The 16,778-nt window shown below is 32.6% G+C and carries 19 protein-coding genes; 1 reads left to right on the top strand and 18 read right to left on the bottom strand.

Translation table 11 applies throughout. The annotated features are described in order from the left end of the window. Positions 1 to 4: 4 nt before the first annotated feature. The 12 genes from ACFSC2_RS15170 to ACFSC2_RS15115 all read right to left on the bottom strand — a co-directional run bounded on the left by ACFSC2_RS15170 (position 5) and on the right by ACFSC2_RS15115 (position 8,833). Positions 5 to 1,057, bottom strand: coding sequence for a TerY-C metal binding domain-containing protein (locus ACFSC2_RS15170; protein WP_379814546.1), 1,053 nt, complete (start codon positions 1,055 to 1,057; stop codon positions 5 to 7). A 47-nt stretch (positions 1,058 to 1,104) separates the two neighbouring features. Further along, the gene (locus ACFSC2_RS15165; protein WP_379814548.1) at positions 1,105 to 1,554 is read right to left on the bottom strand and encodes a hypothetical protein; all 450 of its coding nucleotides are present in this window, start codon (positions 1,552 to 1,554) and stop codon (positions 1,105 to 1,107) included. 17 nt (positions 1,555 to 1,571) lie between these two features. After that, complete coding sequence (locus ACFSC2_RS15160; protein ID WP_379814550.1) at positions 1,572 to 2,207, bottom strand: vWA domain-containing protein; 636 nt, start codon at positions 2,205 to 2,207, stop codon at positions 1,572 to 1,574. A gap of 72 nt (positions 2,208 to 2,279) precedes the next feature. Continuing rightward, positions 2,280 to 2,939: a TerD family protein gene (locus tag ACFSC2_RS15155; RefSeq protein ID WP_379814552.1), complete on the bottom strand. Its 660-nt coding sequence runs from the start codon at positions 2,937 to 2,939 to the stop codon at positions 2,280 to 2,282. A 16-nt stretch (positions 2,940 to 2,955) separates the two neighbouring features. After that, positions 2,956 to 3,507, bottom strand: a complete 552-nt coding sequence (locus ACFSC2_RS15150; protein WP_379814554.1) for a TerD family protein — start codon at positions 3,505 to 3,507, stop codon at positions 2,956 to 2,958. A gap of 9 nt (positions 3,508 to 3,516) precedes the next feature. Further along, positions 3,517 to 4,482, bottom strand: coding sequence for a hypothetical protein (locus ACFSC2_RS15145; protein WP_379814556.1), 966 nt, complete (start codon positions 4,480 to 4,482; stop codon positions 3,517 to 3,519). Between the two features lie 33 nt (positions 4,483 to 4,515). Then, complete coding sequence (locus ACFSC2_RS15140) at positions 4,516 to 5,604, bottom strand: toxic anion resistance protein (protein WP_379814558.1); 1,089 nt, start codon at positions 5,602 to 5,604, stop codon at positions 4,516 to 4,518. A 2-nt stretch (positions 5,605 to 5,606) separates the two neighbouring features. Then, a complete protein-coding gene (locus ACFSC2_RS15135) occupies positions 5,607 to 6,215 on the bottom strand; it encodes a TerD family protein (protein ID WP_379814560.1) in 609 nt (202 codons plus the stop codon). A 3-nt stretch (positions 6,216 to 6,218) separates the two neighbouring features. After that, a complete protein-coding gene (locus ACFSC2_RS15130; RefSeq protein WP_379814562.1) occupies positions 6,219 to 6,773 on the bottom strand; it encodes a TerD family protein in 555 nt (184 codons plus the stop codon). Between the two features lie 3 nt (positions 6,774 to 6,776). Then, a complete protein-coding gene (locus tag ACFSC2_RS15125) occupies positions 6,777 to 7,583 on the bottom strand; it encodes a phosphoribosyltransferase family protein (protein ID WP_379814564.1) in 807 nt (268 codons plus the stop codon). 2 nt (positions 7,584 to 7,585) lie between these two features. Then, positions 7,586 to 8,251, bottom strand: coding sequence for an HAD family hydrolase (locus ACFSC2_RS15120; RefSeq protein WP_379814566.1), 666 nt, complete (start codon positions 8,249 to 8,251; stop codon positions 7,586 to 7,588). A 6-nt stretch (positions 8,252 to 8,257) separates the two neighbouring features. Next, positions 8,258 to 8,833 (bottom strand): TerD family protein, encoded by a 576-nt coding sequence (locus ACFSC2_RS15115; protein ID WP_379814568.1) that lies wholly within the window; start codon positions 8,831 to 8,833, stop codon positions 8,258 to 8,260. Between the two features lie 339 nt (positions 8,834 to 9,172). On the opposite strand from ACFSC2_RS15115, the gene ACFSC2_RS15110 reads away from it, so the two are divergent. After that, a complete protein-coding gene (locus ACFSC2_RS15110) occupies positions 9,173 to 9,556 on the top strand; it encodes a DUF983 domain-containing protein (protein ID WP_379814569.1) in 384 nt (127 codons plus the stop codon). On the opposite strand, the gene ACFSC2_RS15105 is transcribed toward ACFSC2_RS15110, so the two are convergent. The 6 genes from ACFSC2_RS15105 to porK form a co-directional block, all read right to left on the bottom strand. Then, the gene (locus ACFSC2_RS15105; RefSeq protein WP_379814570.1) at positions 9,537 to 10,610 is read right to left on the bottom strand and encodes an NAD(P)/FAD-dependent oxidoreductase; all 1,074 of its coding nucleotides are present in this window, start codon (positions 10,608 to 10,610) and stop codon (positions 9,537 to 9,539) included. The two genes, ACFSC2_RS15110 and ACFSC2_RS15105, sit on opposite strands and share 20 nt — an antisense overlap. Positions 10,611 to 10,677: 67 nt before the next feature. Then, positions 10,678 to 11,667: a type IX secretion system ring subunit PorN/GldN gene (gene porN, locus ACFSC2_RS15100; protein ID WP_379814571.1), complete on the bottom strand. Its 990-nt coding sequence runs from the start codon at positions 11,665 to 11,667 to the stop codon at positions 10,678 to 10,680. A gap of 259 nt (positions 11,668 to 11,926) precedes the next feature. Beyond that, positions 11,927 to 12,916, bottom strand: coding sequence for a type IX secretion system ring subunit PorN/GldN (porN, locus tag ACFSC2_RS15095; RefSeq protein WP_379814572.1), 990 nt, complete (start codon positions 12,914 to 12,916; stop codon positions 11,927 to 11,929). A 45-nt stretch (positions 12,917 to 12,961) separates the two neighbouring features. Continuing rightward, a complete protein-coding gene (gene porM, locus ACFSC2_RS15090) occupies positions 12,962 to 14,503 on the bottom strand; it encodes a type IX secretion system motor protein PorM/GldM (protein WP_379814573.1) in 1,542 nt (513 codons plus the stop codon). Between the two features lie 51 nt (positions 14,504 to 14,554). Continuing rightward, on the bottom strand, positions 14,555 to 15,202 hold the full coding sequence (porL, locus tag ACFSC2_RS15085) for a type IX secretion system motor protein PorL/GldL (RefSeq protein ID WP_379814574.1): 648 nt from the start codon (positions 15,200 to 15,202) through the stop codon (positions 14,555 to 14,557). Positions 15,203 to 15,263: 61 nt separating this feature from the next. Continuing rightward, complete coding sequence (gene porK / locus ACFSC2_RS15080) at positions 15,264 to 16,661, bottom strand: T9SS ring complex lipoprotein PorK/GldK (protein ID WP_379814575.1); 1,398 nt, start codon at positions 16,659 to 16,661, stop codon at positions 15,264 to 15,266. Between the last annotated feature and the right edge of the window lie 117 nt (positions 16,662 to 16,778).

Raw genomic sequence — 16,778 nt, 5'->3', positions numbered from 1 at the left:
AATATTATCCTTGTGTTCTATTTACATCAAAACCACCTTCACCGCAACCGTAAGAACCTTGATTGTTACACCAAGGACAAGTACTGATTTCTTCGTCTCCAATACAATGTATTTTTTCACAAATACAAACAGCAAATGCAATTTGATTACCGCAGCATGGGCAAGTCGGACCTCCAATAAGTTCTTCTGTATTAACTTTGGTATTGAAATTAGTAGTGTCTGCCAGTTCAAAATAAGAATTATCAACCTGATAAGCGCCTACTAATTTATAATTTTTTGAAGCCAGCTCTACACCTGCATAAATTGACGGCGCAAGAGTTTTGCGATACTTCATTAAATAGGGTCTTTTGGTATTTTGACATCTTCCGTTTAAAACCACATAATTATCATCAACATATTGTTTAATTGGTTCTGTCTTGGTCAAGTCTATTTTAGAAAGTGTTTCGCCGTCTAATTTTGCCAATTCAAAACCTGATGAATTATTTTCGACACTAATACTGCTGGTTTTTATAGAATCTGTAACCCATCTGAAAAACTCTTTGTAAGACTGTGCGTTAGTATTTTTAAAATGAAGTACGTTTTCTGTCAGCTCTCCAAGCAATTGATTGTCTGTTTCGTTTCCAAATGAAACTGCAATTAAATTTGCCGTTCGCTGCCAATTATTTTTCCACTCATTTATAGCTGCTTTTGTATCATCTGTTGGAGCACCGTCTGTAAATAAAAACACAATTGGTTTCCAATCTCCTTTTACTTCATAAGTTGTTTTTACAATATTATTTCTTAATTCGAACATTAAATGCCCTAAACCTTTACTCAAAGATGTACCACTTCCGATAGGGAATTTTGGAGGATAAAAACTAACTATTTCTTGTAACGGAACCAATGTTTTGGGCTGACCTGCAAAAACTATAATCGACACAAAAACAGTTTCTAAAGCATGCGGATCTGTTTTTAATGCCTGAATTATGGCTGCTAATCCTTCTTCAACCTGTTGAATTGGTTCGCCAACCATTGATTCTGAAATATCAATTAAAAAATATATAGGTAGTCTTCTCATTTTAAAGGAGTTTTAAAGAGCTTTTGAAAGAATGATAAAGAAGATTTTTATGAAATTGCGCTGATAATTTCTTCTGCAATTTCTTTAAAAACCAATTTTTCGTTCGCATTTTTTGTATCCAAGCCATATACTGCGACTCCATTATTTGGCTCCATGTAATTTATCGAAAAAGAAGTTCCGTAACATTTATTACTGCCGCTGAATGGAATACCGTGTATCACTTTTAAATACGCACAATTTTTACGCACAATGACATCCAGAATTTTAAAATCATTTTTAATATAATTTTGTTTTAAAACCTGCTCAATGTTTTTGATAGTAAAATTTTCGATCCCAGTACTTTTATAGCAAATCGTAAGATTGTCTATGTTCATGGTTTCTAATATTTGATCAGAAGTAAGTTCTATATTCTCAAGCTCATTTTCTTTTCCTTCGTAATAAGCTTCGTCGATTGCTGTCGCTACATGAATTAGTGCTTTTGAAAATGTATATAACATGTCAAGCATTTTTTAGATTAAATTACAACCGTTATTTCGCTTGGCGGCGGAGGCAGTGTGACGTTTTCTCCTGTTCCTTGGCTTTTGTTTCCTTGTTCGATTGTTTCAGAAACCCATTTAAAAAACTGCTTTAACGTAGAACTATCAGCAGAATCTAAATGTACCACATTATCTGTAAGTTCTTTAAGAATACTGTCGTTTGCCATATGACCAGCAGCACAGCCCACGACAGCACCAAAATCCTGCGCTTTTATTTCTACAATTTTCTCTCTATATAACTGAATATCCGAAGGTTTTCCGTCTGTAAAAACAAAAAGTAAGGGTTTCCAATCTCCTTTTTGAGTTGGAGAACTTTTTATTACCTCATTCTTAACTTTTTTAAGTACAAATTCTAATCCTGCACCAGTATTGGTCGGACCGCTCTGAGGACAGGTTATTTCTGGAAGTTGAAAATGAACCAATTCTGTCAAAGGCACAATTTCTTTTACTTCTCTGTCAAAAGTTATAATACTGATCCATAACGAATCTAAGGCTTGTGCATCTGAGCGTAATGTATTAATCATACCGCTCAGCGCATTATTAAGCGCTTGTATTGGTTCGCCGTACATGGAACCAGACGTGTCTAATAAAAAATATACTGGTAGTCTTCTCATATAACCTTGCAAAAATGATTGATAATAGAATTACAAAAATTTAAACGGTAACAATACAAACGCGAATTGCAATTATAGATACGATTCTACAATTTTGTGAATTGTTTGTCCTAAAAAAGTATCATTTGTTGGATCACCAATTGCACTAAATTTCCATTCTCCATTACGTTTGTATAATTTCCCCATAATGATAGAACGTTTGTTTACATATTGACGGTCTGCCGCTACATTATAAGAAGCAAATTCTGAATTTACTTTTGTCGGCGTTCCTTCGTACATTCTGATTTTAGCATACGGAATTTGAGAGAAATCTTCGTTTCCTGCATTATTCAAAAAGAAAAATATTTGGCTAACTTTGGCATCAACTCTAGATAAATCTACTGTAATAATTTCGTTATCAAGACCATCATCTCCTCCAGTATCTCCAGCAAGATCGTCTCCTGTATGTTTTAAAGCTCCGTCTACAGTTATGAGTTTTCCTTTTGGAAGTCCAAATTGCTGTAAAACTTCAATTCTGTATAAAGGCGAGTACAAATGATCACAGATTTTATTTTGATCGTCAATAAGTACACAGCTTAAGTCTAAGTCGATTTCTTTAACGTTTTTAGATAATCCTAAAAAGCCTTTTGTTTCGATTGCTCCCCAGTTTACTCCAACACAGAAGTTTGTTAACGTTTCTCCACTAGATTTTCTTAAATCAATTTTTTGTCCTTTGGTTAAGTTAATTGCCATTTTGAATAATAATTAATTAGTTATATTTATTTAAGTAATCCTGTAAACCGCCTTTCATTCCGATACCAACAGCTTCAAATTTCCATTCGTTATTTCTTTTGTAGATTCTTCCGAATTCTACTGCCGTCTCGATAGAAAAATCTTCGTCAAGTTCGTATTTTACCAATTCTGTATTTGACTGATCTAAAATTCTAATAAATGAATTTCTGATCTGTCCAAAATTTTGTCTTTTTGTATCTGCGTGATGTATGGTAACAACAAAAGAAATTTCATGAATTTCTGGAGAAATTGTAGACAAATCGATGTATATTTTTTCATCATCTCCGTCTCCGTCTCCCGTTAAATTATCACCAGCGTGAGTAACTGCACCATCTGGAGATTTTAAATTATTATAATAAACAAAATGATTATCGTTTGGGATTTTTCCATTTGCTCCAACTAAAAAAACTGAAGCATCCAAATCAAAACTTGTTCCAGTACTGCTAGAATTACTATCCCAACCTAATCCTACTGTAAATTTAGGAGCATCAATAATTTGTCTTTGTCCTTTCTCTAAGTTAATTGCCATTCTATTTTTTTAATTAATATTAATATTCAACATTGTTTTTAAAATATTTGTCTGTTCGTCAACATTCTGTAATTCATCCAGAAAATCTACAGACGAAATTTTCTCCAGATATTCGCTCAATACTTCCAAAACGCTTTCAGGAAGAGATGTTTTTATGGTACTGAGTTCACTTTTTAATGCTTCATTTTTATTCTTCAGATCTTTAACAATAACCTGTTTTGAAGAATCATTTTTAGAAATATCAATGTCTTTTACCGCTTCTTCATTCAAGAAATAGAATGATTTTTCGTTGGCTACAAAAACAAATTTGTCATTAGAATCTCTAAATTCATAAATTTCAATTATTTCATTATTGCAAACCAATCCGCACAAAAATTTGATTTTAAAGTTTAAAATATTCAATCGTCCTAAAAGCTTTCTTTCAAATCTTGCATATGCATTTTCGTAAACGCTTTTACTAAATTGCGAAAGTTTCTCATACTGTTCAATTGTGATTTCTCTATAATATTCGGCCTGAATACTTTTTGAAAACGACAGTACGTCATTCCAATTAAAAAAATCATCTTTTTCTGCAGCGAGCAATTGATAGAGTTCTTCTATCTTTCTGGACATATTCTGAGCGTGCAGCTGTAATTGTTTAGAAAGCTTCGTCTCCTCAATTTCTGACTTTAATTTTACTAAAATATCTTCATTAATATAAATCTCATCTGAAATCAAAACATACTGCTGCTCTTTTGATTTTTTTAGTTTTTGAAATAAATCAATCAAACTATTAGTATATTGAATATGAAAGAGTTCTAGTTTATTAATATCTAAAGTTCTATTTTTTTCAAAGAGTTTATGAATGATTTTTGTACGTACCAAAACTCCAACAAGATCCTTGTGATTAAAGAAATTGGACAACAATTCTAAAATCACAAGTTTTCTTTTACTCTCTTTTATTATTTCAAGATATCTCTCCTCTTCCTCCTGCATTATCTAATTTCAAACATTCAATTTTTATTAATCTTAGCTTACAACACCTTTTTTAAGTTCTTGTTCTAAGCTTTGTAAACCGGCATCCAGTTGTCTTCTTGTCTCGGTGCCTTGTTCGTGTATTTGTTTTACCTCTGTCAATGTATCGATCAAAGATTTTGTTGTCATCTTCAATGTTTCAAGTGATACAATTGTATTTTCGTTTTCTTTGGCAACTTCAATACTATTTTGTTTCAGCATTTCTGCGTTTTTCTGTAAAATGGTATTCGTTGTTTCAGAAACTTTTCTTTGTACTTCAATATTTTGTTTTTGTCTTTGAAGAGCAACAGCAAGTGTCAGCTGGTTTTTCCAAACTGGCATTGTTGTAGTCAGGATAGACTGTGCTTTTTCTGCAATAGAAGTATTGTTGTTTTGCACCACTCTAATTTGTGCCAAAGACTGAAGCATGATAAAACGTACAATTTTCATATCGGCAAGACGTTTGTCTAATCGATTAATGAAAGTTCTTTTGTCAGAAATTTGATAATCCTGATATTGTGCGCTGTTTGCTTCCATTACAGCAAGTTCTTCATTCAATTCTTTAAATCGAATTTGTCCTGCAATAATGTGTTTTTCCATTTCTTTGATGAGGTTCACATTCCCGTCAAACATTGTTTGAAGCGCGCTGTTATCCTTAACAGAATTGATCATTCCGGCTTTTACTTTATTACTGATTTTATCAATATTAACCGTAATTCTGTCGTATTCCTGAAATAATTTTTTAACGTCAATAATTAACTTGTTCAGCAATGGAATTTTAGAAACAAATCTTTTAAACGGACCTTGATTTAATTGGTCAACGTCTACATAGTTTAATTCTGTAAGCAGATCGTTAATCAAAGTTCCAACTTCGCCAGAATTATAAGTTCTAACATTTGTTAAGAAAGTATCACTTTGTTTCGCAATAGAGTTTTGAATTTCAGCACCATAATTCAAAATAGAATTGGCGTCGTTCTCATTCAATTGATTCGAAATAGATTTGTAATTGTTAACATCAGCTTCTGTGATGACAGCTAAGTTTACATTTCCATCTTTATCAATTAAAGCCGTATTCTCTTGGGTAACTAATTGATTTTCTGACATAATTATAAATGATTCTGTTGAATTGTAACAATTGTTTGTTCTAATTTTTTATCGTTTGTTGGTACTCCAACTGCGTTAAATTTCCATTCGTCGTTTCTTTTGTAAAAAACACCCAAAACCATAGAAACATTTCCTGCAAAAGAAGCATCATTTGCAATATCATAACGTGCAAATTCCTGGCTTACTCTTGTTGGAGTTCCTTCGTAGATTCTGATAGAAGCAAAAGGAATATCTTTAAAATCCTGACCTCTAAAGCTGTTTATAAAAAATGCAACATAACTTGCAGAAGGCGTTAACTGAGAAAAATCTAGTGTAATAACTTCATTATCCAGTCCGTCGTCACCATTTAAATCTCCTGTTAAATCATCTCCGCTGTGTTTAATAGCGCGGTCACTCGAAATTAATTTTCTAAAGTTTACCGAATCAATATGGTTTTTCTTGTCGTCGTAAACAGCACAGCTTGCATCTAAATCTACCGGCTCTTTTTTGGTACCAAAAAATCCTTTTTTCTCAATTGCACCCCAATTTACACCTACACAGATGTTTACCAGTTTAGTACCGTTACTTTTTTCAAGATTAATACGTTGTCCTTTTTCTAAATTAATTGCCATATCTTAGTTATATTTATTTAAATAATCTTGTAAACCACCTTTCATTCCAACACCCATTGCTTCAAATTTCCACTGTCCGTCTTTATTGTAAATTCTTCCAAATTCAACTGCAGTTTCGATAGAGAAATCTTCTTCCAATTCATATTTCACCATTTCTGTATTATTAGAATCGTCTACAATACGAATGAATGAATTACGCACTTGTCCAAAATTTTGTCTTCTAGCTTCGGCATCATGAATCGTAACTACAATACAAACCTCTTTAACAGCACTATCAATCTTAGTTAAATCAATTTTGATTTGTTCGTCATCTCCATCTCCATCTCCTGTTAAGTTATCACCAGTATGAATTACAGATTCATCTGGAGATTTTAGATTATTGTAAAATATAAAATGAGAATCAGATAATATTTTTCCGTTTGCACCAACAATAAAAGCCGAAGCATCCAAGTCAAAACTAGTCCCTGTACTGCTGTTGTTGGTATCCCATCCTAAACCAATTGTAAATTTTGGTGCGTTTATATTTTCTCTTTGTCCTTTCTGCAAATTAATAGCCATAATCTAATCTATTTTTATTACGTTAATGTTGTTTTGATATTCTAAAATCTGATGGTAATTATTGCTTATCGCAAGATGAAACAATTCGTTGCTTTTTTTTCTCGAAATATTCGAAACCAAATAGGCAAACTGCTTATCATCAAGACTTAATATATATTTTACAATTCTGGTATTGTATTGAAAATCTTCGCCGTTTACGATAGAAACAATATCTTCTACATTTTTGACAGCAAAGTAATTATAATGATTTTCTATTTTTGGATGAATCTCTTTGTTGGACAATTCTGCATAATAAACAAATAGGAAATCTCCTTTAACATTATACTGATTCAGAATTTTATTTACTGTATGCTCGTGGCTTCCAGTTATTTTAATATCATCTACAAAAATGCAGAGTTTACCCTCAATAAAATTACGATCGATATAATAGGTATCATTCGATATCAATTTTACTCTTTGTTCAAAATCCAAATTTCCGTAATCGGTCACATACGTTTGATTTCTATAAATTTTAGATTCGATACAGGCCTTTTTTCCATTTTTAAATAAATAGCTGTTAAGCTCTTTTTTAAAATAATAGCACAAAAAATTTGATGCTGTTGGAATAGACAAGTACGGACTTGGCAAAATAACAATATCCTTATCCGACAAAATTAAGTCCCTATGCTGCGCGACAAATCCATCAAAAAGGTCTTCTGCAAATTTTTCTGCATATAACTTATCTCCAAATTTAAATCGGCTGTATTCTGCTTCCTTAAAAGGGCAGGTCTCTTGTTCAACAATTTTATGTAGACTGTAGCTTATATTCACTTTTATATTTTTAAAAGATATGCGTTAAAACCAAATTTCAATGCTCCATTATGATCTGCGATGGCATTATCACCGATGTGTAAAACATCTTCTTTCTCTATTTTTTTATACTTACTAATTTCATCAAACACTAATTGATAAATTTCTTTGTTGGGTTTTGAAAATCCCACTTCATCAGAATAGATTTGAAATTTTAGGTGATCTGCAAGTCCATAATAATCCATTAATTTTCTTAATGTTTTACCTTTAATAAATCCAGTATTACTCAAAACATTAATCGATTTCCCTTTATTGGTAACATCAACAAACATTTTTTGTACGTCAGGATATAGTAAGACAGGCTTGTAATTTAAAAACAATTCTTCGGTATGATTGTAAAACTCAGAAAGCTTGTCAATTCCATATTTACTAAGATCAACGCCCAAACCGCCTAAAATTAAATAATATATTTCGTATGTATCTAAATTTAATCCTGTATTTTCGTTAATATTGTTACATAAGACATCATAATGTCTTACTACTTCATTCACCTTTTCAATTCCCTGTTCAACTTCAAAAAAATCTTTAAACAATAAATTCCTTTTTTGTTTAAACTCAGGATGAGATTTTATTAATGTAAGCCACAAATCAAAAGAAAGGTGGTGGTATTTTTCATAATCTATTTTCAACTTATCTTATTTAATTATTTCGCCAGAATAATATTTTTCTAGAAAGAAACTCAAGTCTGCTCTGTAACCAATACCCGATGCTTCAAATTTCCAATTACCGTTTCGTTTATATAATCTGCCAAACTCAATTCCGGTTTCAATAGAAAAATCTTCTCCTAATTCGTATTTTGCAATTTCCTGACCATTGGCATCATCCACAATTCTGATATATGAATTTCTTACCTGGCCAAAGTTTTGTTTTCTTCTTTCAAAATCTTCAATTGTAACCACAAAAAGGATTTCTTCAACACCAGCATCAATTTTACTTAAATCTACTTTAATTGCTTCATCATCATCTCCATCACTATTGCCGCCAGTAGGGTCATCTCCGGTATGTTCTAATGCACCATCTGGAGAAGTTAGATTATTATAAAAAACAAAATAACTTTCGCCCAAAAGCTTTCTATTTGCATTGATCATTATTGCAGACGCATCCAAATCAAAAGCATGTCCAGTACCTTCATTTGGATCCCAGCCAAGTCCAACCGTAATTTTAGATAAACCTATATCAATCTTTTGTCCCTTCTGTAAATTTATTGCCATTACAATATTTAAATTAAATTCTTAAACTATACAATGATACAAAAAAGCAGACCATGAAAGAATGAGGAATCACGTAAAAAGCAAAATATTTATCAACAAAATCGAAAAAAATACTACTAATTTTCTGCAATTTCGTATTTTATAGAAATGTTTATGAGTTTAAAAAAAGAGGACAGGAGATATTCAATATATAATTTAAAGAAAACAAGAAAAATAAAAAAAACAAACTTAATTCTTACCTTTGTATAGTCAGGAAAATTCAATAAAAATCAAGACATTTACTGAAATCACTGACAATTACTTAATTGTAATTTTCTTACATTCTAAACCACAATAAAAATGTTTCAAAAAGGATCAAAACTAAACAGCATTATAACCGGAAGTTGTCCAAAATGCCAAAAAGAAAGCATGTACGAAGACACAAATCCGCTTCATTTGGGTAAAGTTCTAAAAATGAACGAAAATTGCAGTCATTGCGGTTTTCGATACCAAATTGAACCTTCTTTTTTTTACGGCGCTATGTACGTGAGCTACGGATTGAATGTTGCTGTAGGAATTGCTGCGTTTATCGTTTCTTTTGTCTTTTTTGGAGCAACAATAGAACAGGCTTTCATTTCGATTATCGTGACTTTAATCGTTTTATTTCCTTTTGTGCTTCGCTTGTCTAGAAACCTATACATTAACATGTTTGTTTCTTATGATCCTACGGCCGGTCAGGAATAAGACTTTTAAGATATCTTTTATGAAATCTAGTAATATTGGCGTGAGAATCTAACGGAACTCCATTTTCTATATAATCAAATAATGCCTGAGCCATTGCCGGTCCCAGCATAACACCACGCGTACCTAATCCGTTAAGGATATGGATAGATTTGTAAACTTCGTGAGTTCCTAAAAGAGGTCTTCTGTCTGCCACAGTCGGGCGTACACCGCCAAAATGTTCTACAATTTCAAAATCGCAGGTAATAATTTCTTTAATTCTGTCCAAGAGTTCTTTTTTACCTTCTTCGGTTGGCGCATCTGTTTTGTCGTACCAATTATAAGTTGCTCCAACTTTAAACAAATTATCCTTCAAAGGCAATATAAAAACACTCGTATTTACAATTACATCAAGATTTAAATCAGGAGCTTTTATTATAAAAAGCTCCCCTTTTGTGCCATCTAACGGAAGGTAATTAAAAAACGGATTTTTATGCATTCCAAAACCTTCTGCAAAAATGATGTTTTTTGCCTGTATGTTTTTATATTGAATGCCGCCTTCAATGAATTCGATATAAGAACTATGAAAAGTTTCTTCTAATAATAAATTATTTTCTCTAAGATACTCTTTGTATTTATCGAGCAATAAACTGGTTTTTACATATCCAGTATGCAATACTTCGCCATAATCATATGGAGAATCTATACTTTCGTATTTTTTTAAAATCAATTTTGTAGATAAAAAAGGAGCGAGATTTATTTTATCCGAAGCTGCAAACCAATTATTCTGTTCTTCTATCGAAAAAAACTTTCTTAAAATCGGCAGTTTAAAATTAAATTTAGTCTGCAATTTAGCTTCTACACGATCATAAAAATCGTTCATTAAAGTCAATTGATGCTGTGCGTCCCAAACTTCACTAAAACGCTTTAAAATTACCGGATTATACAAACCGCCAGCTACTTTAGATGAATTCTGCGATTCATCACTAATAACTAAAAAAGATTTATTGTTTTTAAGGGCAACTTCGGCAAAAGAAATCCCTGCTAATCCCGATCCAACGATTAAATAATCTAACATGGTAATAAAATAAAAAACTCTTGCACAAAGGTAACAAGAGTTTTTGGTTATTATGCTGCGAAACCCGCTAGTAGTTCCACATATCCTCTTCAAAATTTCGAATCTTCTCTTTGACTCTTTCCGATTCTAACAACTGATTTTGTGCATTATCTTTCATGTAATCTTTAATTTCACGATCTCCGTAAACATTCTCTTCTTTATAAATTATAGAGTTAAAATACCTTGAATTTAAAATTTGATCAAATGAAATCGGCATTGCAGAATTTTTGTCATTAAAAGATTTTGCTTCGTGCAGCACTTCTCTTGAATTTGGAAAGAAAATCCAAAACAACTCGATGTAATCTTTCTCATCACTATTCATTGTATAAACATCAGGAGTTACAGGACAAATTCCAAGCAAACGATATTTTAATTCGCTTTGACGTTTATCGAAATACCAAAAACCTTTAATTTTATATTGACTAACATCTGCAGCAGTAAGATCTTGTTTCAGAATATATTCAGCAGGAACTGTTCTTGTTGGGCCTACAGTTTGGTCAATGTAGTTTACTTTTTTATTCTTGCCCGTTCCCGTCACCACCTTTTTCTTTATAACACGAGTTTTAAAATCATCTGGATATTGATTAATTAATTCTCGACCGGCATCTGTAGTGTCAATACGAGATAATGAACCTTGAATATCCTTTAAAGACTTCTTGGTATTAAAATAACTATCTGAATACACTTCGGTTATTTTACCATCTTTCATTGCTTTAGTCAATACATCATAAAGAGAACGTCTATCAGATCCAATATTCACAGTGTCGACTGGAAAATACAACGGAAAATTAATCTTTTCATTAAGGTCGATAATTTCCCAAACCATTTTTCCCATTAGAACATCTCTATCATCTACATAACCATAGGCCAATGGCTTATCATTATCCGAAATAAGCTGTGCCGGCGTTTTCAAACCAATCTCAGCTGGCGTTTTTGCATTGAGCAAATTAGATTGTGCAAAAGATGCTAATCCTCCAATCACAAAAAAAACAGTTACAAAAATTCTTCTTACTCTCATCTTAATAAAAATTTACAGATTATTAAACGCAAAATTATCTATTATATTGTAATATTCTTACAATAATTACAATAAAAAACAAAAACTGTATAATAATTAATGTTTTTTTCTTACTTTTTAAATCCCAAATCACACTAATTGCTTGAGAACATAAGAGTTTTTTTTCTAGATGAGGCAGAACTTTGATAATAGGAATAAAAAAAACTCTTACTACAAAGATAGTAAGAGTTTTTATATTATTTATTTATGTTTCAACTACTTAGTAGTTCCACATATCTTGTTCGAAGTTACGGATTTTCTCTTTCACTCTTTCAGACTCTAATAATTGATTCTGTGCATTGTCTTTCATGTATTCTTTGATCTCACGATCGCCGTACAAGTTTTCTTCTTTGTAAAGAACTGCATTGAATCTTCTAGAATTTAAAATCTGGTCAAAAGAAATCGGAAGCGCCGAGTTGTTGTCATTAAATGCTTTTGCTTCATGCAACACATCTCTTGAGTTCGGGAAGAATATCCAAAATAATTCGATATAATCTTTTTCGTCACTGTTCATTGTATAAACGTCTGGAGTAACTGGGCAGATTCCCAATAAACGGTACTTTAATTCACTTTGACGTTTGTCAAAATACCAGTATCCTTTAATTTTATACTGAGTAACATCAGCTGCTGTAAGATCTTGTTTCAAGATGTATTCTGCAGGAACCGTTCTTGTTGGCCCTACTGTTTCTTCTACATAAGAAACTTTTTTCTTTTTACCAGTACCAGTAACTACTTTTTTCTTCACTACACGTGATTTGTAATCATCTGGATATTGGTTAATTAATTCTCTACCAGCATCTGTAGTATCAATACGAGATAATGCACCTTGAATGTCTTTCAAAGATTTTTTGGTATTGAAATAACTATCAGCATACACCTCAGTTATTTTGCCGTTTTTAACAGCTTTCGTCAAAACGTCGTAAAGAGAACGTCTATTAGAACCAATATTAGCTGTATCTACTGGAAAATACAATGGAAAGTTGATTTTTTCATTTAAATCAATAATTTCCCAAGTAGTTTTTCCCATCAAAACATCTCTATCATCTACATAACCGTAAGCAAGAGGCTTATCGTTGTCTGAGATAAGTTGTGCAGGAGTTTTAAGTCCTATCTGATCTGGTGTTTTTGCATTTAGCAAATTAGATTGTGCATTAGAAGCAAAACCTCCAGCAATAGAAACAATGGCTAATAAAAAATTTCTTACTTTCATCGTGGTATCATTATAAGATATTGAACGTAGTTTTAAACTACTCTATTATTGTATTTCGTAAATTACTGGAGCAGTTCTTGGTAATAAATAACTACCTGCACCAACCAGTTTAGTTTTAATTTCAGAAATAGTAACTTGGTCTCCTTTACCTGCTCTTGAAAGTACTGATTTACATTGTGCATTCATTTTGTTACCAGAAACAACCACAGTTGGCTGTCCAGCAATCTTCATATTGAATCCAACAACATCTAAACCAACTTCAAAATCAAAATCAAGAAGTTTTGCACCAATAGTAGCAATCTCAAGGTTAGATTTAGGTCCTTTTACAACACCCATTTCACCTCTAATTGTTCCTGTTGGACCAGGAATACCTTTAATTCTGAATGTTTTCTTGTCTGTTACTTTATCACCGTTTGGCAATGTACCTGTTACAGAGATAGTAGCTTCTGTACCTGAACCTGGGTTCATGTTATATTTCCCTGGTTTCCCAGCAGAAGATAATCCAGGAGCACTTGCATTAATTTTGTTAGCATCAACACCTGCGAAAGATACAGAGATTGGGTTAACAACACCTCTATAAACTACATTCATTTTATCTGCAGAAATTGTAGCAGAGTTTGGTCTTGGTACTACAACGTATTTACCAGCAAATTTCAAAGGAATGTTTTTACCATCTTCTAAGAATGTAAATTGTCCATTGATGTTTTGTTCTCCAACTCCACCAGCAGTTAAAGAGATAACAGCTTGTCCGTTTACGATTTGTCCAGGACCTTGGAAAGAAGTTGGTTTTGTGTTTTCGTCATAACGACCTAAAACAACTTTACCAGTAACTTTTTCTCCTTGGAAATAAGCGTTTTTGTCTAAAACAACAATCGCTTGGTAGTTGCTGTAAGAAGCAGCTGCAACTGCAGCTTTTCCTAATGCACTGTTGTAAACGTCAGCTTCAGTTTTCTTAACGTCATTTTGCCAAGCTGAAAGTTTTGCAGCAGATGCAATAGCTGGGAATCCTTTAAAGTGGTAAGCTAAATATTTTTCTTTGATACCTTCTTTGTTTTTCACATCAGAAACATCAAATTTCTTTTCAACCTCAGAAATAATTCCAGCGTATTTTTTATCTGTTCCTAAAGCTGCTTTAATATCAGCTTTATATTTTTCGATTTTAGCGATAATTTCGTTACCTTTTTTAGTATAACCGTCTCCTGTAAACCAGTCGTCGATATTATCTCCTCTATCCATTGCTTCGTAAGGCAATTTTCCAGTTTCTTTTTCTACCTCGAAACCTTTAATAGATTGAGCTTTTAGAGTAGCGATATAATCATAAAAATCTTTTGAAATTGTTTCTACTTTGTGAGCTGTAACTGCTGCAGTAGCAAATTCTCCTTTTGCCTCAGCTGCTTTTTGATCTAAAGACTGTAATAAACTTGCATTTGTTTCTGTAGAACTAGTATTTGCACCTTCAAATTTTTCGTTCATCAAACCAAAAGCAGAAATCACTTCTTTTGATACGTTCATTGCTAACATTGCGATGAAAACCAGATACATCAGGTTGATCATCTTCTGTCTAGGGGTTAATTTTCCTCCTGCCATTTTTTTCTAATTAGTTCTTATTAATAAATGTAATATCTAGTTAAAAACTAATTATCCTTTGTTACTCATTGCAGAAAGCATACCGCCGTAAACACTGTTTAAAGAAGCAATGTTTGCTGTCATAGATGCCATTTGTTCTTTTAATTTAGAAGCGTTTTCAGCGATTTCACTGTTAGCTTGTGCATTTCTTGAAGCACTTTCTAATTGAACTTTATATAAACTGTTTAATGATTCCATTTGTGCAGCTGCCATAGACATTTCTTCAGCATATTTCTTTTGTCCAGCGATAGAGTCAACTGTTGGAGAAATTGCTTTTGCAGCTCCTTCGAAATTTTTGATAGAATTACCTAAGCTTGCCATTAACTCACCGTCAATTTTAGCATCTTTCAATAATGTATCTAATTTTTGAGACAATAATCCTTGGGCATCAGATGGAGTCTCAGCTTTAGCTTCTTTTTTTCTAGCTTGTCCGTTAGCTAATTCTGGGTAAACAAGAGTCCAGTCTAACTCGTCCTCCACTGGTTCAAAAGCAGATAACGCGAAAATTAATGCCTCAGTCAAAAGACCTACTGAAAGCATAACTGTTCCTGTCAATGGTCCAATTTCAAAGTGAGTAATTTTGAATAAAGCTCCAACGATTACCACTGCCGCTCCCATACCATAAGCGAAATTCATTGCTTTTTTACTTAATAATGCCATAATACTTTTTTTTTAGGTTTTAAAATAGATTTGTTGGATATTGAATTGATTTAATTATAAATTACTTTTTTCTGTTACCGGTTACTTGAGTTCCCATATAATCTTGTACCGTTCTGAATCCGATATAACTTCTTGCAGAATCTGCATATTCGTGATCACGAGTACTAACTTGTAAGAAGTAAGAAACGTCTTTCCAAGATCCTCCGCGAACCACTTTTCTTTGGTTTTTACCATCGATTACGTTTGGATTCATTGTTGAAACGTATTCGTAAGCATTTGGATTGTAAGCTGAGTCAGTCCATTCTGAAACGTTACCAGCCATGTTATATAATCCGTAACCATTTACTTCGTAAGATTTAGCTTCTACAGTATATAATGCTTCGTCTGCAGCATAATCTCCTCTACTTGGTTTAAAGTTTGCCATGAAGCAACCTCTATCACTCTTAGTATAAGGACCTCCCCAAGGGTAAGTAGCAGATTCCAGACCTCCTCTAGCAGCATATTCCCATTCTGCTTCAGTTGGTAATCTGAACGAGTTAACTAAGTCACGTCCTTTTTTCTTAGATTTAATATAACTGTTTTTGTTTAATGTTCTCCAAGCACAGAATGCTTTAGCTTGTTTCCAAGTTACACCAACAACTGGATAATCTCCATAAGCTTTGTGCCAGAAGTAATCGTTATGCATTGGCTCATTATATGAATAAGCGAAATCTTTAATCCAAACTGCAGTATCAGGATAAACCTTAATCTGCTCTGTTTTTACGAAGTCACTTCTTTTTCCAACTTTTGCTTTTGCAGCAGCTTGAATATCCATCCAAGAATAACGGAATTTCAATTTATTTACATCAACTGTTCTTAAACCATTGTATGATTCTTCAATTGGCAAATACATAGAGTCCATTACTTCAGCATAATACTCATCTGGATACGCTTTTGTATCTTTAATAAGTTTTACTTTTCTGTTTAATTTTCTTCCAGCATACGGATCATCTTTTGTACCAACACTATAATAGTTATCGTACATATACTTATCGTAAGCTGTCATTTTTTCTGGATCAGAATCATTAAATGCATAATCAGCAATGCTTCCGCCTTTTTTTCCTTTAGCGTCACCAGTAGCTTTTTGTCCAGTTTCGTCAGCTAAAATTGCTAAACGAACTCTCATTGTAGAGTCTCTAACCCACTCCACAAACTGGCGGTACTCACTATTAGTAATCTCAGTTTCATCCATATAAAATGAACGAACTGTTACTGTTTTAGTTGGAGCATCTTCTACATTAGCCAAATCAGCATCTGATTTACCCATAATAAAAGATCCACCTGGAACTAAAGTCATTCCATATGGTTTTTCAGGATGCCATTTCCCTCCTGTAACACCAACTAATTCACCTTTGTCACCTGACTTACCACAGCCGATTACTAGTGTTACCATTGTTGCAAATGCAATAAACTTCTTCATATAAATTTGGATTATCTATTCATTATTAAAAGTCCGTAAACGTATTTATTATTTATCTAAAAAACAATACTAGTTGCGAATTTTATTTTACCGTTCAAAAATAATGTTAAATAAAAT

Origin of the sequence: Flavobacterium artemisiae, assembly GCF_042678225.1 — a bacterium.
Classification (GTDB): Bacteria; Bacteroidota; Bacteroidia; order Flavobacteriales; family Flavobacteriaceae; genus Flavobacterium; species Flavobacterium artemisiae.
The sequence above is the reverse complement of the archived record's forward strand: the minus strand, read 5'-3'. Positions and strand labels throughout refer to the sequence as shown.